Origin of the sequence: Comamonas sp. Y33R10-2, assembly GCF_019355935.1 — a bacterium.
GTDB lineage: Bacteria > Pseudomonadota > Gammaproteobacteria > Burkholderiales > Burkholderiaceae_C > Comamonas.
The window spans coordinates 1,263,871-1,288,402 of record NZ_CP079925.1; the positions used below are offsets into that span (position 1 = coordinate 1,263,871).

The following is a 24,532-nucleotide window of genomic DNA, read 5'->3' on the forward strand; positions in this document are numbered from 1 at the left end:
ACAAGAACGCCGGTGGTGCCACTTTTAAGAGCTCCCTGCATTACAACTGTAGACGACTCTGCATCCCATGCGAACCCTTTCCCAAATTCCAATAAAAAATGACAACGGAGACAAACGGAATGACTGCAACCAAACTTATCTGCAAAGTACCTCAAGTAATAGGTAAGAGTCTCCAAGAACATAGCGTGATGATGGCATTTGTCCTAGCGCTTCTATCACAAGGAGCGCAAGCGACAGGCTATCCTGAACGTCCTATCAAGTTCATTGCAGCCGCCACGGCTGGCTCACCTGCAGACATCATGGCACGTGCAGTGGCCGAAGGCATGACCAAAGAACTTAGGACACCGATCATTGTTGAAAACAAGCCTGGTGCAGATCAGGTCATCGGCTTTGAATTCGTTGCCCGTGGCGCACCTGCCGATGGATACACCGTTGGTGTCATTGGGATTGATGGGCAGGCCTTACTGCCGTTGACTAAAAAAGGGCTTCGCTTCAATCCACTTGAAGACCTCACCACAGTCGCAGGACTTGGTGAAGGACGCTACGTTCTAGCAGGGCCTGCTACGGCACCTCAGAAGAATTTCAAGGATATTGTTGAAGAGATTAAGTCGCATCCAAACAAGTATGACTATGGAACATCTGGCCCAGCGGTACTTATTCCCATGCTTGCATTGACCAATGAGTTAAAGCTGACGATGACCCATATCCCCTACAAAGGAGGCGGTCCTTATTCACAGGATCTCGCGGCAGGAAATATTCATCTTGGTTTTTTGTCCGAGACCTCAGCGCGACCATTGTCCAACCGCTTACGTTTTTATGGTGTTACAGGAAGTACGCGCAGTGCATTTGAGCCGAATGTACCCACCTTTATTGAACTGGGATACCCTCAGATTTTCGGGCCTGCATATGCCTTGGTCGTGCGCACCGGCACACCTCAAGCAATCATCGAAAAGCTCTCCGCCGCAGCAGAACAAGCTCTTCGTTCAACCGAGATGAAAGAGCGTTCACAAGGTTTGCTTCTGAGCCTCAAATATGAACCTGCGGAGATGGCAACTCGTACTCTAAATGAGCGGGCAAAAATCTATCGCCACATTGCGCAGCGTATGGGTCTCAAGCCAGAATAAACGGGAGATCGTATGACTGTAACCGCACAATCTACGATGCGACGCTACCACATTGAAAAAGCGGAATCTGGCTACCGGCTAATGGTTCGAGAAGCGAAAATTCCAGCGCCCGGGCCAATGGAAGTACTCATACGGATCAGAGCCAATTCAATCAACGCGCGTGATGTCAGCCTGCTCTCAGGACAATACACTATGCCTCCGCGCGAGGGGATGGTTCCTTTATGCGATGGCGCAGGTGAAGTCGTCGCAGTAGGATCTGGTGTTACACAGTGGGCGCTAGGAGATCGCGTTGCGGCTGTATTCCATCAGGCTTGGCTTGCAGGCCCCCGGATGCCAGAAACTCCACGCAGTGACCTCGGAGGTTCATTTGATGGTTTACTTGCTGAATATGCGCTCATACCAGCATCGGGGCTGGTACCTATTCCTGCTTATCTAAGCTTCGCAGAGGCCGCAACTCTACCTGCGGCAGGCGTCACAGCATGGAGTGCATTAACCGCACACGGTCCTTTGCTGCCCGGGCAGAGCGTTCTAGTTCAAGGCACAGGTGGAGTGGCCGTTTTCGCTGCGCAATTGGCGAGCATCATGGGTGCTCGAGTGTTAGTCCTTTCCTCTTGTAGTTCCAAGTTAAAAAAAATGCAGGACTTTTGTCAAGTAGAAGGCATAGATACGTCTGAGCATCCCTTGTGGGCAAAGGAGGTACTAAGAATTACGCAAAACCGCGGTGTTGATCTATCTATTGAGCTCATCGGAAAAATGGAGCAAACCTTTCGCGCTACTCGCATTGGGGGAGCGATTAGCTTCGTCGGGCGGCTTGGAGATAGCACAGCAACATGTTCCCTCGTTCCTGTGCAATTGCGCAACCTACGAGTAGCAGGAATTGGTGTAGGGAGTCGCTCAGACTTTCTAAACCTGCTTCAAGCCATGACGGTACACCAACTGCGTCCCATCATCGAGCGAAGCTTCTCGTTTTTGGAAGCTAAAGAAGCCTTCCATACATTCCACACCCCACGCGGGATCGGAAAATTTGTCATCGAGCAACCCGACTGACTCCTCCATTCTTTACTCAAAATAGGAGCCCTAGCAATGAACCCATTTCTCATCGTAGAAAAAGAAGGACCGCTGGTAGTTTTAACTATGAACCAGCCAGAGCAGCGTAACCCACTCACTGGCAATACCGCTATTCCCGAGTTTTTAGCGGCTATAGCGCTCATCGAAAATGATCCTCAAGTGCGATGCGTCATCCTGACAGGTAACGGCGCATCGTTTTGTGCAGGAGGTGACATCAAAACCATGAAGCGTCAATCCGAACCCGTAGTCAGTGAGATGCAGATTCGTCACGATTACCGCTCTGGCATTCAACGCTTGGCACTAGCACTGTTCAACTTGGAAATTCCTGTGATTGCCGCCATCAATGGGCATGCGATCGGAGCGGGGCTGGATTTGGCATGCATGTGCGACATTCGGATTGCCTCTGAAAATGCTAAGTTTGCAGAAAGCTTTGTGAAGTTGGGCATTATTCCTGGCGATGGTGGGGCATGGCTTCTTCCTCGCACTATTGGCTACCAGCGTGCTAGTGAAATGACCTTTACAGGGGACATGATCAATGCACAAAAAGCCTTGGCTTGGAATTTGGTCTCGGACGTCGTTGCGCTCGATCATTTAATGCCTACGGCCATGGCATTGGCCGAGCGAATTACCAAGAACCCTTCCCACAGTGTGCGCTTGGCCAAGCGTCTGATGCGCGAGTCCATGCACTTGCGTTTGGATTCCTCCTTGGAAATGGCTGCAGCCTATCAGGCGATTTCGCATAAAACGCCGGATCATCGTGAAGCGGTGGATGCATTTCTGGAAAAAAGAAGTCCCAACTTTTCTTGATGATTAATACTTTTGATATTTATGCGTGCCTTGTGTACGCATATTGTCGTTGTATAAAACATTAAGGCATTGAAGAATTTAGAAGGCTAGCAACAACCCTCTAATATTGAGTGGGTGAGATTTTTAAGATCCATCTTGTATTTGATTCCAATCACAAGATGGAGATGACGATGAAGAAGTTGATGTTGACCGTAATTTCAGCGTTCGGCTTGGTCGGTGGTGTTTCTGCGCAATCCTCCGTGAGTCTTTACGGAATTATTGACTTAGGGGTTTCCTTGGGGACGGGCTCTTTGGAAAATAAAAGCCAGGTCAGTCGGGGTGGCTACCAGTCGAGTCGTCTTGGATTTCGGGGTGTGGAAGACCTTGGTAATGGGGTCACTGTGGGATTTAACCTGGAATCTGGCTTCAGTGCTGATGAAGGAACCGGTGGTTCAACCAGCACCAATAATCAAGACAACGGCAATATAGGAAACGGTGGCTTGACATTCAACCGGGCGTCGATCCTGAGCATCAAAGGATCTTGGGGAGAATTGCGCGCTGGCAGGGATACGGTTCCTCAATATAACAATTTTGGTTTGGCAGACCCTATGCTCTTGGTCGGAGCTGGCGCTGCAGTCAACTACACGAACATCATTACCGGACCGGTCAATACGCGGGCTTCGAATGGCTTGTATTACTTCACGCCGAAGTTGCTTAACTCCTTGGTTGTGCACCTGGCCCATTACCGGGGTGAGAACGTGGGGGGGACCGCAGCGAAGGATGATGGCACCGGCAGCGGTATTCGGCTCATTTATCAGGATGCGAAGCTGACGGCGGGCTTTGGCTGGGGCCGTACCAATTATCTCGCAGGGGATGCACTGCAGCGCAATGTGGCTATGGCGTATGAACTGCCCTGGTTCAAGCTCTCAGGCATGCTGAATTGGGACAAGCGCGGCACTTTGGCTGCCCGAGGCGGATTGGTCGGGGCTTTGGTTCCCGTGAGCAGTGCGGGTGCCGTCCGCATGACGTATTCGATGCACAAGACCAATCAACCCAATGAACCCAAGGCCCAGAAGTTCGCGGTAAGTTATGTCCACACCCTGTCCAAGCGCACCCTGATATATACCACCTTGGCGCATGTCAAAAATTCGGGCGGTAGCAAGGTCGCTTTGATGGGCGCGGTAACGGAAGCTAACCGCCCATCTTCTGGTTTTGACATTGGGTTGCGTCACAGCTTTTAAGGAGAAATCATGGAAAAATATTCGTTCTTTTTGTACGCAGCTTTGCTGCTTTCTGGTTGTTCCTCTACGCAACCGTTTTTTAATGAGGGTTTGGTGTATCCAGGGGGAAGTAAAACGTATGTACCCATTGCACCAAGTGAAAAAAATCTTTCAAATGTTGTCGCTGAACCTTACTTTGAAGTCTCAAAAGAAACCTTGGCTTTGGAGTCACCAGTATTTGATAAACAAGGTAATCTATATTTTGTAAGTGTTTATGAGGGGCGTATTTATAAATTAACGCCAGAAAGAAATATTTCTGTTTTTTATGAGGAAAAAGGGTTTTTTCCTGGAGGGATTGCGATTACCAAAGATGGCGATTTCGTGGCGGCGAATGTTGGAGACTTCAAAAGCGGAACAGTCACGTTGATTGGAAATAATGGAAAGAAGATTAGAGACCTTCTTTCTGCCAAGGAAAACTTGGTTCCTGATGACTTGGTTATTGATAAATATGGTGGAATATATTTCACGGACTTCAGAGGGAGTTCTACTGATTTACAAGGAGGTATATACTATTTGAACCCAGTAGATGGTGGTTTTAAGCCACTATTGAAAAATATGTCAGCACCCAACGGGATTGCATTGAGTCCTAATGGAAAGGTGTTGTGGGCAACAGAGTTTGGGAATAGCCGGCTTCACAGAATTGAGCTTGGTGAGCCAGGGAAAATAGGTAGATATGGCTCGTCGATTCCATACCACTTTGTGGGTAAAGGTCCCGACTCCATGCGGACTGATGTAGACGGCAATGTTTATGTTGTAATGTATGGACAAGGGCGGATCATGGTGTTTGACTCCGAGGGCCTTCCAATTGGACAAATTCTTCTTCCAGGAAGAACGGATGGAAAATTCTTGAAGGTTGCAAGTTTGATTATCGATCATCAATCGAGAGATATGTACATTGTTGCTAGGGATGAGTTAAAAAAACATGGATCCTGGATATTCAAATCAAAAGCCTTCGCACAAGGTACGAGACTTTATTCGCACCAATAATTTCGTTGCGTGATAACTTTAATATGGAGCTTTTGCCCCATTTTTTGAAATATGAAAAATTGGAGTGCATCCAAACATGGGTCAGCAGAAAACAGATACGGTGAGTCTTGATCGACGCCCGATGCACACCCGGCATATCGAGATGCATGCCTACGAGCGCGGGGATGGGCTGTTTGAAGTGGAGGGGCGGGTGGTGGACCGCAAGCCCCACGACCATGGACCTATTCGCGGTGATCGCATGGTTCCGGCGGGGGATCCGATTCACAACCTGAGTGTGCGCATCGTGTTTGACCTGGACTTGGTGGTACACGAGGTGAGCACGCAGTCACTGGCTTACCCTTACGCACAATGCCCGGAGGGAGGCGCTGCACTCGTGCACCTTAAGGGGCTCAAGATGTCCGCCGGCTGGGGGGCGAGGTGCGTAGACTTTTGGGGGGCGCAGCCAGTTGCACCCACTTGCGGGAGTTGTTGATGCCGATGGCAACGACGGCCTTTCAGTCCCTGAGTGCGCGAAGGCTGAAGGAGCCCGATCGCTTGGACGCGACAGGACGGCCGGTGAAGATTGATAGCTGCTATGCCTATGGGGCCGAGCGCCAACTGGTGCAGGTGCACTGGCCCCAGTTCTATAGGAGGCGTGTGGAGGATGTACCGCAGTCCGCAGGGGATTGAGGTCGGTCAGCGGTACGGTGCGCTGAGCGTGTCCACGAGCATTTTGCTGGGCATGGTCAGATCAATGTGATCCTTTATGCAGATCACAAACTGGCGCTGGGTCCACTGGTCGGTCAGCGCAATGGCCTTGAGTTCCAAGGATTCGATTATGGGCCAGGTGGCTTCGCGCGGAATGATGGCGACAACCAGATTGGCGTCAGCGATGCGGCAGGTGGTATCGTAGGTGTGAACCTGAATGGATGACTTGAGGGCGATGGCCAGGCGCTGCTGGATGCCTTGTACCAGGCTGCCGCCTTGGAGTGTCACATGGGAATAGTCCAGCGTCTCCGCATAGCTGATGCTTTCCAAGCGGGTAATTTCGTGGTCTTGATGGTCAATCACAACCAGGTGGTCTTGGCGGTACGGGTGAACCTGCAAACCCTTGGTGCTCGTGACTTCCCAGCACACGCAGATATCGGCTCGGCCTTCCTCCACGCTGCGCACCACATCGGAAGCAACCCGTTCATCAATGCTGACATGCACCTGAGGGTGGCGCTGCACAAAGGCACCAATGTCGCGGGGAAGTAACGAGGTGATGGCCGACATGGCCCGGTACCGTTTGTGCGAACTCCGAAAGATTAGCCTGAATCTTTGCCATGAACTGCCGCAATCCGCAGGCTGCCGGCAGCAGCGCTTGGCCGGCAGCCGTCAACTGGACGCCTTTGCGTCCCCGTTCCAGCATAGGGCGCCGATGTGCTCTTCGATTGCGGCCAGTCGTTTGCTGACGGGCGAGGCTGTGAGGTTCCGCCGATCGGCCGATTCCGTCAGGCTTTGAAGCTCACAAATTTAAATGAAGAGTTGCAGGTAGACGAGGTCAATGTAATTCATGCGAACCGGCCCGGATGCGATTGGCCAGAGTGAAAAGGAGTCGAATGCGCTGCGCAAGTGGCCAAGCGTACGACAAGGCGAAGCAACGACGCATTAAGGGCTGAGTTAGCGGCTCTACGAAGTGATTTCCTGAATGGAAACCGTCATTGTCGAAGTCTTCAAGTCAACGTGGTGGTACATCCCTACCATGATCCAAGCAACATCAACGTTGCGGAATGCGGGTGGAAAGTGCAATGGCATTCAGACATAAAAATTTCAAGGAGACAAGATGAATAACGGTTCCATTCCGGGCGTCACGCGGCGCCAAGCGATGGGGGCCATCGGGGCTTTGATCCTGGTGCCTCAGGTGCATGCGACCGAAGCTGCCTATCCCTCCGCCCCCATTCGGTTGATCATTCCCTTTCCGCCAGGTGGCAGCACAGACTTCATCGGACGCCTGATTGCGGAACGGCTTTCGATCCAATTGAAGCAGCCGGTGGTTGTGGAAAACAAGCCGGGTGCCGGGGGCTTGATCGGCAGCCAGCAGATCTCGCGCGCGACCCCGGACGGCTACACCATCGGCATTGGTTCCTCGGCGAACATGAGCATGGTGCCGGCAACCATGGACAAGCCGCCGTATGACGTAGTCAAGGACTTTGCGCCAGTGACCTCCATTGTCGGGATGGATGTTGTAATGGTGACCAGCCCCAACGTGACAGCGAAGAACGTCAAGGAATTCGTGGCCTGGGCCAAGACCCAACCTGCGCCGACTTTCTTGGCCACGTTTGGTGCGGGAACTTCGGGGCACTTCGCGGGATTCCTGTTTGCGCAAACAGCGGGGCTCAAGTTCGATCCCGTGCATTACCGCACGGTGGGCGATGCACTGGCGGGACTGCTCTCTGGGGATGTGCACATACTGATGTCCACACCTGCGGTGGTCCAGGCCCAAGTCAATGCCGGAAAGCTCAATGCCTTGGCCATCAATGGAGCGACCCGCTCGCCCTCTTATCCGAATGTGCCCACCTTCCTGGAAGTGGGGTATCCCGATATGCAGTTCTCCAATTGGATTGGTTTGGTAGCGCCGCCCAACACGCCTGCGACACTTCTGGAGCGGATCAATGCCGAAGTGACGTTGGCCCTCAAATTGCCACAAGTGCAAGAGAGGCTGACTGCGGCAGGCTATCGCATCATTGGCAACAGCCGCAGTGAGTTTGGCTCCACCATCCAGCGCGATTTGGCGATGTGGCGCAACATGGTTCAAAGCACGGGCTTCAAGGCCTGATGCGGCGAATCCACCCATAGTCCAAGAACAAGGAATCCAGTATGCGAATGATGGCCGCAGTGATGTACGAACAGGGATTGGAGGCGCCATTTGCACGCTCAATGCCTTTTCGCATTGAAGAGGTTCAGATTGACGGTCCAGGACCAGGGGAGGTGCTGGTGCAGGTACGTGCTGCAGGCTTGTGCCACTCCGACCTGTCGGTGCTGGAGGGTCTGCGCAAGCGCCCCTTGCCCATTGTAGGAGGGCATGAGGGGGCGGGTGTCGTCATGGAGGTGGGTGCGGGTGTGGTCGGCTTGTCTGCAGGCGATCACGTGGCCATGGCCGCCGTGGCCGGTTGTGGTCGCTGCCGTGTGTGTTCTGCAGGGCGTCCAGGTTTGTGTCAGGCAGTCACAGGGGCCAGAGCCGAAGGCTTGCTGGCCACAGGCGCGCGCCGTTTGCATCTGGGAAATGGCGATCGTTTGAACCACTACAGCGGCATTTCGGTGTATGCCGAGTATGCGGTGGTGGCGGCCCCATCGCTGGTGCGCATCGACCGCCGCGTACCTTTGGATATTGCCGCCATGTTCGGTTGTGCGGTCGTGACCGGTGCGGGGGCCGTGTTCAACAGCGCCAAGGTACGCTCGGGAAGTTCGGTGGCTGTGGTGGGCTTGGGCGGGGTAGGGCTGACCGCCGTGATGGCCGCGCGCGAGGCCGGTGCCAGCCGCATAGTGGGACTGGACATCCAGCCAGACAAGTTTGCGTTGGCCCGCGCGGCTGGCGCTACCGATTGCGTGGATGCTCATTCCCCTGAGGCCGTGCAGCATGTGCGGGAACTGACGGATGGAGGGGTGGACTACAGCTTTGAAATTTCCGGCAATCTCGCCGCCGTGGGGCTGGCGCAGGAAGTGACGGCGCGCGGTGGCGAAGTGATCTGCGTGGGAGTGGGACGAACCGATGCGCAATTCACCGTGCAGCAAATGCAGCTGGTGACTGAGGAGCGAGTGATTCGCGGCTCGTTCATGGGCGGCGGTATTCCCCAGCAGGATATTCCGCGCTTTGCTGCGATGTACCTTGACGGAAAGTTGCCGGTGGACTTGCTGCGCAGCAAACACATTCAGTTCGCCGAGCTGAACCATGGCTTTGATCTGCTGGCCCAGGGGGGCACGGTGCGACAGATTCTTTTGCCACATGGTGTGGTGTGAGTGGCTAGGTCCACGACAAGGAGACAGGAATGAATTCGATGACAAGCACCACCGAACTTCCGCAGCGCATTCGGGCGCGCATCGGAGATGCCTGGATCGACAGTGCGCAGGTGCAACCCGTATTCAACCCCTACACCGGAGACATTGTGGCCATGGTGCCGGTATCGACCAGCCAGGACCTGGACCAGGCATTGCGCTTGGCCACCCGGGCCAAGGGCGAAGTTGCCGCCATGCCGGGGTTTGAACGCGCCAGACTGCTGCGCAACGTAGCGGATTTGCTGGAGTCGCGCACGGAGTCGATCGCTACCGCCATGACCTGGGAAACCGGTAAGGCCATTGTGGATGCCCGTGCCGAAGTGGTGCGCTCGGCGGACACCCTTCGCCTGTGTGCCGAGGAAGCGGTGCGTATCGAAGGTGAACATGTGCCCATGGATGCCAGTGCGGCGGGTCATGGCAAGCTGGCCATGGTGCTGCGCACCCCGGTGGGCGTGGTGGGGGCCATCACGCCCTTCAATGCTCCCATCAACCTGGCGGCCCACAAACTCGGGCCTGCACTGGCGGCGGGCAATCCGATTGTGATCAAGCCCTCACCCAAGGCGCCGTTGGCCTTTCACCGATTGATCGAAACGTTTGTGGATGCAGGCGTTCCGTCGGGCTTCATTGCAGCGCTGTATGGCGACGAGGTGGGGCCTTTGCTGGTGTCGGACAGTCGTGTGGACTTTGTCTCGTTCACCGGGTCGAGCAAAGTGGGGGCCGCCATTCGTGCGCGCGCCGGCCTCAAGCGCGTTGCCCTAGAGTTGGGCGGCGCCGCTCCGACGATCGTGCATGAAGATGCGGACTGGCAGGCCGCGGCACTTCAATGTGCCAAGAATGCCATGCAACTGGCGGGACAAAGTTGTGTCTCCGTGCAGAACATGTACGTGCATGAAGCCATACGCCAGCAGTTCACGGAGCTGGTGTGTGAGCATGTGGGCCAGTTTCGGGTGGGTGACCCCATGGCGGCCTCGACGGACATCGGGACCCTCATTGATGAAGTGGCCGCGCGGCGCGTGGAAACGATGGTGGATGAGGCCGTACAGGGGGGCGCCAAGGTCCTGTGCGGCGGGGGGCGCCGAGGTGCACAGATGGATCCCGTGGTACTGACTGGCGTCGTACCGGGATCGCACATCGTGCAGGAGGAGATCTTCGGTCCGGTGGCCTCGATTCTGGGCTACCAAGACCTGAACGCGGTTTTCGACCAGATCAATCAAGGCCGCAGTGGACTGCAAACCGGGATCTTCACCAAATCCATTCATGCGGCCATGCAGGCGGCCAGAACCTTGAAGATGGGAGGGATCATCGTCAACGGGACTTCACGTTGGCGTTCGGACCAAATGCCGTACGGCGGTGTCAAAGACAGTGGGATTGGCCGCGAAGGGCCCAAGTACGCGATCCGGGATATGACCGACGAAACCTTGCTGGTGATCAGCGCTTGAGGAGGGGTGACGGCTCCCTGCGTGCGGACGAACAATGGGGCCGTCAGCGCAGCATGGCATAGCCCACGCCAATGGTTGCAATGAGCCCTACTGCGTCGGCCAGCAGCGCACAGGCCAGCGCATGGCAGCTGTGTTTCACGCCAATACTGCCGAAGTACACCGCCAGCAAGGCTTCTGGTTTTTCTTCGTAGATGCCGCGTGCTCCGACCACCCGTTCAGCCATCCAGGGGCCGTAGTACAGCAGATTGGCGACTTCAAAAAATGCATCAAAAGCCAAGGCTTGTACCCGTTCGGTTTGCGGCTTCAGACGCGCAAGAAACGCAGCAACTGCATCCTCATAGTCGCTGGAAAACCCGGGGCGATTCAGTAGGTGCACTGGTCTCAGTTCTATCGGGGGCGTATGGAGGATGCATCGCCCGCAGGAGGCTGAGGGAGGTTAGCGATACGGTGTACTGAGCGTGTCTACCAACAGTTTGCTGTGCACGGCCAGATCGTTGTAATCTTTCATGCAAATCACAAATTGACGCTGGGCCCATTTGTCCGTCAGCGCAATGGCCTTGAGCTGCAAGGATTCGATCATGGGCCAGGCGGCTTCGCGGGGCACGATGGCAATGGCTAGGTTGGCGTCAGCTATACGGCAGGCGGCATCGTAGGTGCGGACTTGAATGGATGATTTAAGGGCTTTGCCCTCGGCAATGGCTAGGCGTTGCTGGATTCCTTGCACCAGACTGCTTCCTTGCAGCGTCACACGTGAATAGTCCAGCGTTTCCGCAAAGCTGATGCTTTCCTGATTGGCGATTTCGTGGTCTTGATGGGCAATTACCACCAGGTGATCTTGACGGTAAGGGTGAACCTGCAAACGCTTCGTGCCCGTGACTTCCCAGCACACGCCGATATCGGCGCGGCCTTCTTCCACGCTGCGCACAATGTCCGCCGCTCCGCGTTCGTGAATATCTACCTTAACGTGCGGATGTCGCTTTAAAAAAGCTCGAATGTCCTGCGGCAAAAACGAAGTGATGGCCGACATCGTGGATGCAATGCGCACATGACCCGGAACGGATTGTGCAAACTCCGACAGATTGGCCTGAATTTTGGACATCGACTGCAACAGTCCACGCGCGGCTGGTAACAATGCTTCGCCCGCAGCCGTTAACTGAATGCCCTTGCGACCTCTTTCAAGTAAGGGAGCACCGATCTGTTCTTCCAGTGATGCCAGCCGTTTACTGACAGCCGACACTGTGAGATTGCTCCGGTCTGCAGCTTTAGTGAGACTTCGCATCTCGCAGATCGCAATGAACAGCTGCAAAGAAATGGGGTCAAAGTAATTCATGGCACAGCTTCGAGGAGGTTATGTCAGAAGTGGTCCCGCTCTTTTGCACGACTGAATTCAGTTGCTAAGCGAGATACACGGGGCTAAGCCGCTTGCATTTCTGTAAACGGCATCGCTGCAAAGTACTCCTCATCAGGAGTGGCAATGTTGTGAGCCTGATGGGACCACTTTGAATTATAGAAAGGCGTTGTTGCATAAGCACCGAGCCTGCGCGCTGTAGGCCCGATGCATGAGTCGGTAATTTCCCCACAACTCCATCGGCAAGAGATCGGGTCTGAAGAAGCGACTCGGTTGTTGAATTCATGCAATAAGCCGGTGCTGGCTTGACCGTGGCCGAGCTGAGAGCACCGAAATTTCAGCGTCACTGGATGGTCCTATGACACAGGCGGAAAGTGGCTGCGGCTGCTTGATATTCGCGACTGGACTGGACTGGACTGGACTGCCCCTAGGCGTTTGAGAGCGCCCGGGCGTGAGGCTGGGATTTGTCTACTGCAGCGGGGGCAGTCCATAGTTCCAGGCGGAAAACATAAACTGCCGCAACCGCTGCAGAGCGGTAGTAAATGTGTGAAGTAGCTTTTTTAGTCGTTAGAGCGCTGCTCGGTCGACGACAGAACATATCAATGCGGACATTGCCTTGCTCGATTTACCTGTATTCCAGTGAGTCCAGAAACACACCCTGGAAAGCGTGGATTTCCTAGGGAAGTATTACGATTTTCGGAGCCTAGTCCACAGGCAATGCTCCAAAAAATGAGCGAGCGGGTAAAAGCGCTAGTTACTCAGGATTGATGGAAAGTCTGCTCAGTTGGGTTTGCACCGAAGCGAGCAGTTTCCCCTGCTTGCTGATGTCAGTGCCAGCGTAGGCTAATACAAGAACAGTCAAGGGGTGCAGTCCCATCAATCCTGCGATCTCGTCTATCTTGCTTAAGGTCGGGGTTTTGATACCTCGTTCAATCGCACTGATGTAAGTGCGACTGGAAATTTCATCAAATGCTTCTTGCGTGGTACCGGTGAGCTTGCGTGCTGACTTCAATGCCTCAGCAATGTTGTGGGTAAAAAAAATCTTTTCATGCATGTACTGATTGACATGCATAGAATCCTTTAGATCTACAACCTATAGGATTCATTTTGAGTTTAGATCTAGATGGGGTTCTCCAAGAGCAAGATGCTTTGGGCAGCCACGAGAGAGCAACAGAAAAGACAAAGTGCAATGGGCGTCCACATAGTCCCAAAATTGTTTTGAAGTTGAGCGATTTCGGCCCAGTTGCCGCGCCGGATATTGAATATTTAAATGAACAGCTCAGTAAGCATGGATGGGAAGGCTTGGTGCCATCACGTCTTAACGATGAGGCGCTTCTTAGCTTGGCCAAAGATATGCGCTATCCACAAATACGTGGGCGGATGCATTGGGTGCCCGGACTAGGGTGGTGTAGCGAAATAGTTTCGTTTGTCGTCGATGCCATCGTGTTAGGGACTGGTAGAAGCGGCACCGCCACAGGCACCAAAACGGCGGTTACACCTGACGGAATGGGATTGGCGGTTGGCCATTTTCAGTATCTCGTCGAACACGAAATCGTTTCCAGGCTTATTGACCGTGTCTTTGCCCCTGATGCCATAGGTGATGCCGAGGGTCTGAGGGAATTTGCGCAAGGGGCTTGAGGTGCTCTTGGACGACGGGCCATGCCCGTCGCCATACCCTTCATTGGCAGGATCACCGCACGCATGAGTGCGCGTACTCCAACAATCAGATATCAGAAAAAGTTCAGCGATGAAGCTCCTTATCCTTTCCGATCTTCATGTCGAGTTTGCGGAATATCGACCTGATCCCGCAGTGATGGCGGCCGCCGATGTCGTGGTACTCGCTGGCGATATTCATATTGGCGCCACAGCGGTTAAATGGTCCCGTCGGACCTTTGCCGACAAGCCCGTTGTGTTAGTCGCAGGAAACCATGAGCTCTATCACGGGCACTGGGAGCGCACGCTGGATGAGATGCGTGAAGAGGCGATGCGCAATGAGGTGCATTTTTTGGAAAACGATGCCATGACCTTGAACGGCGTTGAGTTTCTCGGCACCACGCTGTGGAGCGACTTCGAATACTTTGGCACTGATCATGTCGAACAGGCCATGAGTGAGGCGAAGCGTTACATGATGGACTATCAGTCCATCCGCGGATGCACACCTGAAGAAACTTTGAAGCGTCACCAAAGCAGTTTGAGCTGGTTAAAGGCGGCACTTGCCTCCCCTGACAATCCTGGGGCACGTGTAGTAGTGACACACCACTACCCGCACAAAAAATCCACGGCTTTGCAATATCAAGCAGAGCTATGCACTGCAGCTTTTGGGTCTCAATTGCCGCAAGCCATGTTCCAGCAGGCAGGGCTGTGGATTCATGGTCATACGCACAGTTCATGCCGGTACGACGTGAACGGCTGCATGGTGGTCTGCAATCCCCGCGGCTATCCCATGGGGCGGCTGTCGAGCCAGTTCGAAAACGAAACATTCGATCCCGCTTTGCTGCTGGAGCAAAGTCCCGAGGGACGCTGGCAAGTGTGTGACGTTTGAGCTTTGCCCTCAGGATGGCATGAATCATCCAGAACCACACCTGAAGCCCAGCTGAATCATTTCTTGTGTCATCGCAAGGACTCATTGGACGCAGACATGCAGGCTTGGTTGCATCAAATTGCCGATAACTATGCACGCGCTGTTCACATCGAAGGAGAAGCCGGGCAACTGCCACCGATGCTTCAACTGCCCCTGCATTGCGCAGGGCAAACTTTGAATGACGAGGTCGTCAACCAAAAAGGCTTTACCCAGCAGTTTCTGGAGCATGCGGACCCTGGCCCCTGCCTATAACTCTCTTCACTCTAGGTATCTGCGGGCCTGGGTTGCTGAGTTGATGGATCTGGCCCAGTCTGTACTCGTCAAGGATGCTGCAGATCCTGTCTTGGCGGAGCTGATCAAACCGTTATGCAAGGTGATGGATTGCATCGGCTCGACTGCATGGTGCAAGCCTTGATGTGCCTGCAAGACTGCGCTTCCCCATTGCCGTGGCTATCTGAAGATGAACCGCCGGAGGTACTTATGAAAACATTACTAAGCCTGTTAAGACTGCTAGGCTTAGCCCCAACGCAACGTGACCGGGAGATCGCGCAATTGGTCAACAACTCCTACAAATCCGTTCGCGTCGTTGGCCGAGGCACGATCAAGGTTGACGCAAAAGAAGTGTTTGACTCCCCTGAGTTCCAGCGGGCGCTTCAACGCGCCCAGGCAATCGTTGAGGCACAGCGGCGACGCTGATCGAGGGTTCTTGGAGCGATGCTTGCAGGCGGCGGTCTGTAGTTCTGGTTGCAGGATGATTTGAAAGTTTGGCGCCGTTTGTGTGCCTTGTCGGGCATGGATGCCGATCCGTCGATTGACATCACACCGCAGGTCTAGCGGCTGTTCCAGGCTATGAACGGCATGCTCAAAAATCTTCGGAACCTGCCAGAGACTGATGTCCATCCAGTTTGCTGATTCAAGCAGTAGCCAAGACATATGCCGTCATGCCGCATCACGCAGAGCGTGTCCCAAAGATAGGCCCCAGAGGATGCGAAGAGGAATCCGTTTGGACTCCCTTCTGCTCTGTGACCCGAGCCGCCAGTTAGGAGGAATTCAAGATACTTGCCCTGGTGCAGTCTCTGCACCAGGGCAAGAATTCATTCTGAGTGTCAAAAATAAAGCGCGCTAAAAATCCACCTCCGGCCCACCAACGCAAAATTCTTCGCTATTCTTTAAAAAGACGAGCTACTTTTTAATACCCATTGTGCAAAAACAATGGACGAGGCCTGGCCAAGCGCATCACGCGCTATTTGCTGGGTTGGGCAGGCTCGTATTTGCGGTGATGGCCCACCCGTGAACCAAAAACCTATTCCATCAAGGAATGCTTTCGCTGCAATGCGCAGTTGGTTCACGTGTGGGTCTCCTATATCGATGAGCTTGATGCGCATGCAGTGCTTTCACCAGGAAATGCACCATGAATGCTGTTCAGAAATCTCTCGAAGCTCGTCCTGCCCCGGCTCCCGAAATCAGTCATCCTGAGGATGTCGATATCCCTCTGGTCTCGGACCCTGTCTCAGCTACTGTTGTGGGCTCTGCTCCAACTCATTCTTCTCCTTCGCATCTCTCGTCGGCGCTCCTCCTCTTAGCTGCCGAGAGTATTGATGTGGGCACTTCGCCCAATCGGCTGGAAGAGTCCTTTGACTCGGATGAATTCTTTTTGCTGGCAGATAGCATTCTGCACAACCGCGGCAATGTGCAGCCTATCGCCGTGCGGGAGTTGGCACCCCATGAGATCCCTTCGGACTCTCCACTTCGCTACCGTTTGATCTCCGGAGCTAGGCGTTTGCGTGCCTGCAAAATGCATCAACTCCCTGTGCTGGCCATCGTGCAAAAAGTGCAGCCCACGCGTGAGCTCATCGATCGCCTTGTCGAAAACCATCTTCGTCAGCCGCTCAGCCCTTATGAATTGGGCATGCAGTTGCAGCACATCCTCGCTTCGAGCCAAAGCGTCTCCCGCAGAGAATTGGCAAGGGTGGTCGGGCTCGATGTGTCGGTGGTGCAAAAAGCGATCGACATCGCTGCTTTGCCTGCGTCCGTGATTGCCGCTTTCAGCAGTGCATCAGAAATTCAATACAGGGATGCCAAACCTCTCAAAGACGCAGTGACGATGGCCAGAGATCCGGTTATCGCATGCGCCGAGTCCATCAAGGGCCAAGAAATCTCAGCCAAGGAAGTCATAGCAAAACTGATTGAGGCAGCTGAAGCGGCCGCTCTGGCTAAGGGCCTAGCCACAGGTGTTGAACCGTTCAACACCCCAGGCAGCCCACTTGCCATCGAGGTGGACGGACAGGCGTTGGGAAATGTCGCCATCGACAAAAAAGGCCTGCCTCAAATCAGCCTTGCGCTGCCACTCAACCCTAGACAACAAGCCGACTTGGCGAAGCTGATCGAAAAATTCCTGCGCAGCAAAGTCCTCAACCCCGCAGTTAGAAAGCCTGCTATCAAAAAAGCAGCCGCAGAAATCATGGCAGTGACAGCGAAGCAGCCTGCTGCCAATGACAGCCAAGTCACTGGCGAGGAGCGCGCATGATGAGCAATACGAATGCGAAACAGCCAGCGAAGCTTGGCGTTGACGAACCTACTTCGATCACGAAAAGGCCTTCCGAAAACGATACGGACCCCACATTACCGAACCTTGCTGAGAAACCTTTCAGTAACTCTCAGCAAGAGGCTTTCTCGAACCGTTCGGTAATGTGGGACGGACCCGAACCTTCAGGTGAGGGGGCGCGTAGCGCAGTCCCGTGTATTCCGCAGGCAAAAACCATTGATCTCGCAAAAGGCGTGACAGACCCTGCTGAGGCATCGCCGATGCAGGTGTCTGGCGCGGATTTTGCACCTGCGGACCGGCAGAAATCGAGAGCCTATATTCTCATTTCTGACGAAGGACTTGCGAAAGCGACACGGATGTTGGATTCGACACCGACACGGAACGTGAGCGTTTCAAGCGTCAACGATAGGAAGCCTGACAGCGCCAACGATCAAAAATTCGAAGTCGACTCAGAGAGCGTTCACGAAAAAATGGACTCGAATGATTCGCTGACCCTCCATCCAGGTATCCGTAAATGGGAGGCGCATCAGAGCCTGCGAAACCTTGGGGTTCATGATCCCGAGGCCGCCAATGACCCGGATATTCAGTCGTTTGAAGCACTGTTTTTCTGGCGCCTTCGTCAACTGCCGGCCTTGGCATTGGCGAGGCGATCTGCGGCAAAGCCAGCCCCAGATGGTCAGGTGCCTGATCAGAAAGTCACTGCAGTACCTGAACCGTTTCTCAGCGCAGAACAAAAGGCGGAGGCTTTCAGCATCATCAAAGTCGTGCGAACGACGCGTCAAGAAATTGCTGCGGTACGTGTATATCGCAAAGACACGGAGCCAGGGAAGACCACGATCGCTGACTACCAAAAGCGCCTCAAATATCTTGAGCCTTTGTTCCAGCACACGGTATCGAAGTCCAGCCGCATACCCTGGACCGATACCTTCGACATGCTCAATGTGGCGAAAAGCACGTTCTCCCAATACCGGTCGGCCGTCAAATGGGGTTGCATAGCTCGCTTGACAAAGTTGTCTGCTGCCCAAGACCAGATGCAACGCACGCAGGGTCTGAGTTTGCAGTGGTACAGAGATGTCAAAGCGCTGGAAGAGGTCTGGTTTGAATACCAAGAAATTTGTTCACTCTCCTACGACGAGTACAGGGGGCAAGAAGAGTGGCCACCCGTACGCTTAGAGAAAGAACATCCCAAGAAAAGCAAAAAGTACGCTCTCAAAAATCTGCCCGATGGATGGCAAGAGCAGTTTGACTTTGTGAATGAGCAGTCGCCCACCTACCGGTATGCAGGGGTGATGCTGCGCTATTGCGGAATGCGACCTGAGGAATTGGAGCGAGGTGTTCAGGTGAAATGGACAGAGCTGGGGGTCGATGTGTACATACAGGGAGCCAAAGTGCGGGAAACCGCAGGCCAGCCGTGGAGGAGCTTTTTGCTCAACCCCAAATTGCTGCCGCAATGGTTTGTGGATGAGCTTAGAGAGCAGGGATCACTGAAGATCAGCAAAAAAAGCAAAAGCATGAGGACCCACCTGAAGCGTTTGAGCGAAAAAGTGTTCAACCCAGAGCAACGCAAAAATGGCTGCAAGGAAACCCTCTCTGCATACATGTTCAGACACGCCCTGGTCACAGAAATGCGTGAATCAGGCTGGACGTCGGAGGAGATGGCAGCCGTGATCGGTGAATGGAGTGCTGAAACCATCCGGCATTACGGTATTCGAGTCAGAGGCGGAAAAAAGATCAAGCCGGATGTGGCGGTGATCAAAGACAGGATTCAGACTGCACGACCAGTCAAACCTGTGGACACGCAAGAACTGCAAAAGCTTAAAAACCGCAAACCTGCGCAACCTGATTGAACAAGCATTTGCTTCGCGTGCCAAGGCTCTTCGCAAAAGGAGTGACCAGTAGAAGTTCCGAGATGATCGAAACTTCTACACGTAAAGATAGCGAACAGTGGCGTCATCCTGGTCTGCTTTGCAGCGGTTGCAGAAGTTCATGTCTGCTCCCCGAACTGCCGACTTAGCCAGATAGCAGTCTTCCTGGGAACACCGTTAGCCAGCCCCCACTGGCTGGTTTCTGGTGAGTAGCGGACAGTGTGGGGGCAGGCTACCAAGATGGTGCTGGACGTCCGCTCTCACGGGGTATCAAGTGGCGTTATCGACCCATAACCGACATTTAATTCGTCATTGGCTTTTTCAAAAGTAAACCTGCATTCCTCAAAACCGAATCATTCGTATCGATTCCTACGTTGACGATGGATGCGTAAATCATCCGACATCGACATTTCTTTTCCGCAGCCAAAGAGAGCAACCCAGCCCGCGAAAAATGACAGAACACCACACGCCAATGCCCCTTCGATAATTTTGTCAGGGCCGACCAGTGCGTACACAAATCCGGCTGCGCACATGACTGAAATTGCTCCTATCACCAGTCTTCTAGACCAAAACCAAATAAAGGCCAGCAAATACTCGCCACTGGAAGGGGGGTGTGTACTTTCGAGGTTGTCTTCGTAGAGTGCTTGCCAAAAAAGCCAAAAAACACATGGTGTCAGTAACGCAAGCCAAGCAAATCTTTCAGGGCCACTACGAAAGAGAAGCAGCCATAAGCCCAAGGCGACAAGCAATGCGGCGATAACAATAAGAACAAAGCGTTCAATGACCTCCCAGCGCTCCATTGAGTTTTCCTGTCTAGAAACAGATAAGAAATCATTGTATGCATTGGAATGCTTATTAAGAAATACGTTTGCAACGTGCACCGCACTGTATCCAGTGAACGGCCGCTGCTGGCCGCTTGCTGCTGTCGCTATCGACCCTTCTGAGACATTCAATTAGTCCACATTACACAAACAACGAAGCCATAAATAGGATCGCAACAGTGATGCCCAAAAGCCAGCTCACTGCGACCTTGACTTTGCATGCAGGAACAGGAACGACGCCCAGCAGGAGAGCGATGGCTACAGTTGCTCCGCCTTGGAGCTGGGCTCTGAGACCACGGGTGCAACTGCTACCGCTTCGTGAGCGAGAGCAGTATTCAGCGTTCCAGATGGCGTCGATGCCGGTGTATAGGGCGGCAATGGCAAGCAGTCCTATTAACCCTGAAAGAAGCCAGTCATCGCGATTCTTATGCGGGGATGGCGCCGCGAATTCTAGTTTATTCAGCGCCTCGGTTTTAAGCTTTTCTGCCTCTTCAATCTCGGCCAGAAGATTTATAGCTTTAGCTTTCTGGGCTGATTCTGGAAGATCGTTAAGACTGCGACGAGCGTCTTCAAATTCAGAGGACATGTGGATTAACTAGAGCAGGTTCAGCGGCTGCCGAAGGCAGTCTGCTGAAACTATGGGTTAGGCCTTGCACGCTCATTTGAAAAAATGACGGACAACGCCAAAAGCAAAGAGCCCAAGAAGCACAAAGATGAAAATCTTGAATGGCAGACTACTCGGCTTTCCTGCACCCGATTTCTCCAAGAACTCTTTCCAGAGTTCATTAATCAATTCACTTCTGGTCTTCATGTTACCTAACTAGATTCAGATGGCAGGGAAATAGGCTCATCGTTCTTATGAAACTGAATCTATCTGCAATTCCAAGAGTGAGCAATCACAAGTAAAACTTTTAGGAAAATCTAAAAATTTCGAGATTGGAGCTTGTTGCAAGTAGTCCGAACACCAATGATGGAATGACCGCTCTTGGCCGGGATCGGCAGTTCAAAAATACGCCAGTTAGCAGCCGTTCACCAGAGAATTTATACAGGTGCAGTACGGCCAGTGCATCGACTTCCTGGCCAATTAAGCGCATTTTTGTTCTCCCTCAACTCGATGGGAGTCCATCATGGAATCCGTAGCCAACGCCATCCATCGCGAGCCGTGGAACAAGGGAAAAATTGTGGGGCAAAAGGCTCCATTCAAGGTCAAAGACATCTGGGCGCTTCGTGTACGTCTGCAGATGGAGCACCGAATCCGCGAACTTGCGCTTTTCAACCTAGGCATCGACAGCAAATTGCGGGGCTGCGACCTCGTAGCATTGAAGGTCAGCGACGTGTGCCACGGTAATCAGTTGGCGACACGTGCAATCGTTATGCAGAATAAAACTCAGCGCCCCGTGCAGTTTGAAATCACATCAACGACACGAGATGCCCTTCAAGCGTGGATCAAGCATGCAGGACTGAAATCCGATAGCTTTTTGTTCCCCAGTCGGATCCACAACTCTCCTCATCTGGGAACTCGCCAATATGCCCGCATCCTGGGACATTGGGTGGAGGAATTGGGTCTGGAGCGGGCCAGCTACGGCACCCATTCGATGCGACGAACAAAGGCCACGCTGATCTATCGACGAACCAAGAACCTACGAGCCGTTCAGTTACTGCTTGGGCATTCCAAACTGGAGTCGACCGTCCGATATCTCGGCATAGAGGTTGACGATGCGTTGGAGATTTCCGAACAAACCGAGATCTGAATCATGCTTACGGTCGTGCTGCCTTTGTCTGGGACAAGGCGGCACGACTTGTTCGGCTGCTTTACGGCGAAGGCCTGGAATGAATCACTCGGCCAGAAACAGCCGTTAAACAGCGTTCCAGCACTTAAGACTGATGCCTGAAAGAGCTAACTTTCAAGCGCCATGCCAATTACTTAGCGACAAGCTACAGACAAGCCGTAGGCCGCACCACGATCTCGCTAGTGTCCACATCGGCGGGCTGCGAAATCACGTGGGCGATGGCATTTGCGATAGCCTCTGGCTTTAGAGCAATCTGCCGGTAGCTTTGCATCAGCTGCGCTGTGGCGGCATCGGTGATGTGATTGGCCAGCTCCGACTCCACCACACCGGGGTAAACACAGGTCACACGCAGCTTGTCGTTCTCTTGTCGCAAGCCGTCTGAGATGGCACGCACCGCGTACTTGGTGGCGCAATACACAGCAGCTGTAGGCACCACGCTCAAACCACCGATGGAGGACACATTGATGATCTGTCCATACCCCTGCTCATTCATCGCAGGCAGCACGGCGGCAACACCATACAGAACACCTCTGATATTCACATCGATCATGCGGTCCCACTCATCGATCTTGAGTGCATTCATGGGTGACAGTGGCATAACCCCTGCATTGTTGATGAGCACATCGATGCGCCCAAATGCAGACAAAGCCTCGCTCACAAAACGCTGCGTGTCTTCGCGCGAAGTAACGTCCAGACTTTGGAAGCGGGCTGTACCACCTGTGTTAACGATGGCAGATGCCAATGCCTGCAGCCGTTCCGTGCGACGCGCACCGAGCATGACTGCATGGCCTGCCTGGGCTAGTACTTTGGCCGTGGCTTCGCCAATGCCGCTGCTGGCACCGGTGATCAGAATGACTTTTTGAGTTTGAGCTGGCATGGTGTTTCTCCTTTATGTCGCATGAAATTTCAGTGTTTCGATGCTATGGAGAAGTCTTACAAAAGAGCAGATGCAATGCTCTGCCATGCTTGCCTAATCCTGTTTTCAGACGCTATGTTCTGACGATTCACGCATTAGACCCGGATACGATGGCCGCATCTTTGCAAGTTGGAGCGTTGTGTGACACCTGCTGAATGTGAACAGCGCATGGGCGATCTGCTGCGCCTTCTCGCACCTCATGAGGGCTATACCCAATCACGACTCAACGGTGTACGTTTTCTACGTTGCAATCAGCCTGTGGCGCGTACACCGGTGCTGTACGAACCCAGCATCGTCATCGTCTGCCAGGGCTCCAAGCGTGGCTACCTCGATGGGCAGGTCTATCTGTATGACTCGCAGCACTACCTGGTGCTCTCGGTGCCATTGCCTTTTTCATCTGAGACCGACGCCACGGCTAAGCAACCCATGTTGGCGGTTTCCATTCGTCTTGATATGACTTTGGTGGCAGAACTACTCATCTCGCTGGCTGAAGAAGGTCCGCCGGTGCCAGCGCTGGCACCGCTCGTGGGCATCGTGTCTACGCCGCTGGACCACTATCTGCAGCAGGTGACATTGAGGCTACTCGAAGCTCTAGCTTCTCCTTTGGAAGCTAAGGTGCTGGCCCCGGCCATTGTGCGGGAGATGCACTTTCGCGTCCTGCTCGGTGAACAAGGCTCAGTAATTCGATCTGCCCTAAGCTTGCAAGGACATTTCGGGCGAATTGCGCGGGCGCTACGGCGTATCCATGCCCACTATGCACAGCCGTTGAATGTTGGCGGCCTGGCCCATGACGCCGATTTAAGCGTAGCGGCATTTCACAACCACTTCAAAGCATTGACACGTACAACGCCCATTCAATACATCAAGTCGATCCGCTTGCACCAAGCCCGCTTGATGATGATCCGCGACAGGCAAACCGCTGCCGCAGCGGCAGCCCGCGTGGGCTATGAAAGCCCATCCCAGTTCAGCCGAGAATTCAAACGCTTTTTTGGACGTAGCCCCGCAGAGGAAGCTAGGTGCATGGCCGAGCTATTTGCCTTGCTTCCCGCCACACAGGAAACTGACGTAGGGCAAATGATGCGCGTGCAATTTTGACAAGTACCTAGAACAAGAGTGCTCAGTAGTTGGACTTATGAATGCTGAGATGGAATTGCTGCTTAGGGTCGAACAGCGACAGCCGCAACCGGCTGCAGTTTCAATTGCTTGAAGCATTGTTCAGTTCAGTGTTGGATACGGACGAAATATTGAGTGCCTTAAACAAAGGTGCATCTAGCTAAGCACTAATCGGTACCCCACTTGCAGCTCAGTGACTAAATAAATCGGTTGGGCTGGATTGGCTTCAACTTTTTGGCGTAAATTGGCCATGTGCACCCGAAGATAATGCTGGCGATCCAGATATTCAGGTCCCCACACCTTCAATAGCAACTGTCGGTGGGTTAGCACACGGCCCTGAGCTGCGATCAGAGCAGATAGCAGACGAAATTCGATGGGTGTGAGGTGGATGGCAGCATCATTGCGCCTTACTTCGTGGCTAGCCAGATCCACGGTGACGTCACCAAAACATACGCGGCTGCCGGGCTTTTCAGCTGATGCTGATTGCTGGCTGCGGCGCAGCATCACGCGCAGACGCGCTAAAAGCTCAGGAATGCCAAAGGGCTTGCTCAGGTAGTCATCGGCTCCGGCATCGAGCGCAGCAACCTTTTCCTCTTCACGCTCACGCGCTGACAACACCAAGATTGGCAATTGGCTCCAGCCACGTAGCTCGGCAATCACACTTTTTCCATCTCCATCGGGCAGCCCTAAGTCCAGCACGATGGCATCAGGCTGGCGGCTTGCCGCTTCAATCAAGCCGCGCTTGGCCGTGTCTGCTTCACAGACATGCCAGCCTTCATCTTCCAATGCCAAGCGCACGAAGCGTCGGATGTTGGCATCGTCTTCAATTAGCAAAATACGAGGAGAAGAAGTCAT

At 53.6% G+C, this 24,532-nt stretch carries 25 protein-coding genes and 1 pseudogene; 16 read left to right on the forward strand and 10 right to left on the reverse strand.

All coding sequences use genetic code 11. The features are described from left to right. The first annotated feature begins 119 nt into the window (after positions 1-119). From KUF54_RS05725 to KUF54_RS05750, 6 genes and pseudogenes are all read left to right on the forward strand, one after another. On the forward strand, positions 120-1,124 hold the full coding sequence (locus KUF54_RS05725; protein ID WP_219345694.1) for a tripartite tricarboxylate transporter substrate binding protein: 1,005 nt from the start codon (positions 120-122) through the stop codon (positions 1,122-1,124). A 12-nt stretch (positions 1,125-1,136) separates the two neighbouring features. Then, a complete protein-coding gene (locus KUF54_RS05730) occupies positions 1,137-2,171 on the forward strand; it encodes an NAD(P)-dependent alcohol dehydrogenase (protein ID WP_219345695.1) in 1,035 nt (344 codons plus the stop codon). Between the two features lie 36 nt (positions 2,172-2,207). Beyond that, complete coding sequence (locus KUF54_RS05735) at positions 2,208-2,999, forward strand: crotonase/enoyl-CoA hydratase family protein (protein WP_219345696.1); 792 nt, start codon at positions 2,208-2,210, stop codon at positions 2,997-2,999. 170 nt (positions 3,000-3,169) lie between these two features. Further along, a complete protein-coding gene (locus KUF54_RS05740) occupies positions 3,170-4,219 on the forward strand; it encodes a porin (protein WP_219345697.1) in 1,050 nt (349 codons plus the stop codon). A 9-nt stretch (positions 4,220-4,228) separates the two neighbouring features. Further along, a complete protein-coding gene (locus tag KUF54_RS05745; protein ID WP_219345698.1) occupies positions 4,229-5,245 on the forward strand; it encodes an SMP-30/gluconolactonase/LRE family protein in 1,017 nt (338 codons plus the stop codon). A gap of 142 nt (positions 5,246-5,387) precedes the next feature. Next, a pseudogene (locus KUF54_RS05750) lies at positions 5,388-5,914 on the forward strand (DUF2889 domain-containing protein). A 6-nt stretch (positions 5,915-5,920) separates the two neighbouring features. Here the strand turns inward: KUF54_RS05750 and KUF54_RS05755 are convergent. Beyond that, positions 5,921-6,499 (reverse strand): LysR substrate-binding domain-containing protein, encoded by a 579-nt coding sequence (locus KUF54_RS05755; protein WP_219345699.1) that lies wholly within the window; start codon positions 6,497-6,499, stop codon positions 5,921-5,923. A gap of 550 nt (positions 6,500-7,049) precedes the next feature. Here KUF54_RS05755 and KUF54_RS05760 point away from each other — a divergent pair. From KUF54_RS05760 to KUF54_RS05770, 3 genes are all read left to right on the forward strand, one after another. Next, positions 7,050-8,042: a tripartite tricarboxylate transporter substrate binding protein gene (locus KUF54_RS05760; RefSeq protein ID WP_219345700.1), complete on the forward strand. Its 993-nt coding sequence runs from the start codon at positions 7,050-7,052 to the stop codon at positions 8,040-8,042. A 101-nt stretch (positions 8,043-8,143) separates the two neighbouring features. Continuing rightward, positions 8,144-9,223 (forward strand): zinc-binding dehydrogenase, encoded by a 1,080-nt coding sequence (locus KUF54_RS05765; RefSeq protein ID WP_255576324.1) that lies wholly within the window; start codon positions 8,144-8,146, stop codon positions 9,221-9,223. 29 nt (positions 9,224-9,252) lie between these two features. After that, complete coding sequence (locus tag KUF54_RS05770) at positions 9,253-10,698, forward strand: aldehyde dehydrogenase family protein (protein WP_219345702.1); 1,446 nt, start codon at positions 9,253-9,255, stop codon at positions 10,696-10,698. A gap of 43 nt (positions 10,699-10,741) precedes the next feature. Here the strand turns inward: KUF54_RS05770 and KUF54_RS17370 are convergent, their stop codons facing one another. The 3 genes from KUF54_RS17370 to KUF54_RS05785 all read right to left on the reverse strand — a co-directional run bounded on the left by KUF54_RS17370 (position 10,742) and on the right by KUF54_RS05785 (position 13,100). Beyond that, positions 10,742-11,074 (reverse strand): hypothetical protein, encoded by a 333-nt coding sequence (locus KUF54_RS17370; RefSeq protein ID WP_255576465.1) that lies wholly within the window; start codon positions 11,072-11,074, stop codon positions 10,742-10,744. A gap of 60 nt (positions 11,075-11,134) precedes the next feature. After that, positions 11,135-12,028 (reverse strand): LysR family transcriptional regulator, encoded by an 894-nt coding sequence (locus KUF54_RS05780; protein ID WP_219345703.1) that lies wholly within the window; start codon positions 12,026-12,028, stop codon positions 11,135-11,137. A 772-nt stretch (positions 12,029-12,800) separates the two neighbouring features. Next, a complete protein-coding gene (locus KUF54_RS05785; RefSeq protein ID WP_255576325.1) occupies positions 12,801-13,100 on the reverse strand; it encodes a helix-turn-helix domain-containing protein in 300 nt (99 codons plus the stop codon). 53 nt (positions 13,101-13,153) lie between these two features. Between KUF54_RS05785 and KUF54_RS05790 the strand changes: the two genes are divergently transcribed. The 3 genes from KUF54_RS05790 to KUF54_RS05800 all read left to right on the forward strand — a co-directional run bounded on the left by KUF54_RS05790 (position 13,154) and on the right by KUF54_RS05800 (position 14,879). Further along, entirely contained in the window at positions 13,154-13,684 is a 531-nt protein-coding gene (locus KUF54_RS05790) for a hypothetical protein (protein ID WP_219345704.1), read from the forward strand. 109 nt (positions 13,685-13,793) lie between these two features. Next, on the forward strand, positions 13,794-14,588 hold the full coding sequence (locus KUF54_RS05795; RefSeq protein ID WP_219345705.1) for a metallophosphoesterase: 795 nt from the start codon (positions 13,794-13,796) through the stop codon (positions 14,586-14,588). A gap of 96 nt (positions 14,589-14,684) precedes the next feature. Beyond that, on the forward strand, positions 14,685-14,879 hold the full coding sequence (locus tag KUF54_RS05800; RefSeq protein WP_219345706.1) for a hypothetical protein: 195 nt from the start codon (positions 14,685-14,687) through the stop codon (positions 14,877-14,879). 264 nt (positions 14,880-15,143) lie between these two features. On the opposite strand, the gene KUF54_RS05805 is transcribed toward KUF54_RS05800, so the two are convergent. Both KUF54_RS05805 and KUF54_RS05810 read right to left on the reverse strand, forming a co-directional pair. Beyond that, a complete protein-coding gene (locus KUF54_RS05805; RefSeq protein WP_219345707.1) occupies positions 15,144-15,527 on the reverse strand; it encodes a hypothetical protein in 384 nt (127 codons plus the stop codon). A 269-nt stretch (positions 15,528-15,796) separates the two neighbouring features. Further along, a complete protein-coding gene (locus KUF54_RS05810) occupies positions 15,797-15,976 on the reverse strand; it encodes a hypothetical protein (protein WP_219345708.1) in 180 nt (59 codons plus the stop codon). A gap of 62 nt (positions 15,977-16,038) precedes the next feature. On the opposite strand from KUF54_RS05810, the gene KUF54_RS05815 reads away from it, so the two are divergent. Together KUF54_RS05815 and KUF54_RS05820 are read left to right on the forward strand one after the other, a co-directional pair. Beyond that, a complete protein-coding gene (locus KUF54_RS05815; RefSeq protein WP_219345709.1) occupies positions 16,039-17,154 on the forward strand; it encodes a ParB/RepB/Spo0J family partition protein in 1,116 nt (371 codons plus the stop codon). After that, positions 17,151-19,019 (forward strand): hypothetical protein, encoded by a 1,869-nt coding sequence (locus KUF54_RS05820; RefSeq protein WP_219345710.1) that lies wholly within the window; start codon positions 17,151-17,153, stop codon positions 19,017-19,019. Before KUF54_RS05815 ends, KUF54_RS05820 begins: the two co-directional genes overlap by 4 nt. 371 nt (positions 19,020-19,390) lie before the next feature. On the opposite strand, the gene KUF54_RS05825 is transcribed toward KUF54_RS05820, so the two are convergent. Continuing rightward, entirely contained in the window at positions 19,391-19,990 is a 600-nt protein-coding gene (locus tag KUF54_RS05825) for a hypothetical protein (protein ID WP_219345711.1), read from the reverse strand. Positions 19,991-20,000: 10 nt separating this feature from the next. Then, positions 20,001-20,444 (reverse strand): hypothetical protein, encoded by a 444-nt coding sequence (locus KUF54_RS05830; RefSeq protein WP_219345712.1) that lies wholly within the window; start codon positions 20,442-20,444, stop codon positions 20,001-20,003. Between the two features lie 541 nt (positions 20,445-20,985). On the opposite strand from KUF54_RS05830, the gene KUF54_RS05835 reads away from it, so the two are divergent. Beyond that, positions 20,986-21,609: a tyrosine-type recombinase/integrase gene (locus KUF54_RS05835; RefSeq protein ID WP_219345713.1), complete on the forward strand. Its 624-nt coding sequence runs from the start codon at positions 20,986-20,988 to the stop codon at positions 21,607-21,609. A gap of 184 nt (positions 21,610-21,793) precedes the next feature. On the opposite strand, the gene KUF54_RS05840 is transcribed toward KUF54_RS05835, so the two are convergent. Further along, entirely contained in the window at positions 21,794-22,525 is a 732-nt protein-coding gene (locus tag KUF54_RS05840) for an SDR family oxidoreductase (RefSeq protein ID WP_219345714.1), read from the reverse strand. Positions 22,526-22,732: 207 nt separating this feature from the next. On the opposite strand from KUF54_RS05840, the gene KUF54_RS05845 reads away from it, so the two are divergent. Beyond that, positions 22,733-23,659 (forward strand): AraC family transcriptional regulator, encoded by a 927-nt coding sequence (locus KUF54_RS05845; protein ID WP_219346286.1) that lies wholly within the window; start codon positions 22,733-22,735, stop codon positions 23,657-23,659. 174 nt (positions 23,660-23,833) lie between these two features. Here the strand turns inward: KUF54_RS05845 and KUF54_RS05850 are convergent, their stop codons facing one another. Next, positions 23,834-24,532, reverse strand: coding sequence for a response regulator (locus KUF54_RS05850; protein WP_219345715.1), 699 nt, complete (start codon positions 24,530-24,532; stop codon positions 23,834-23,836).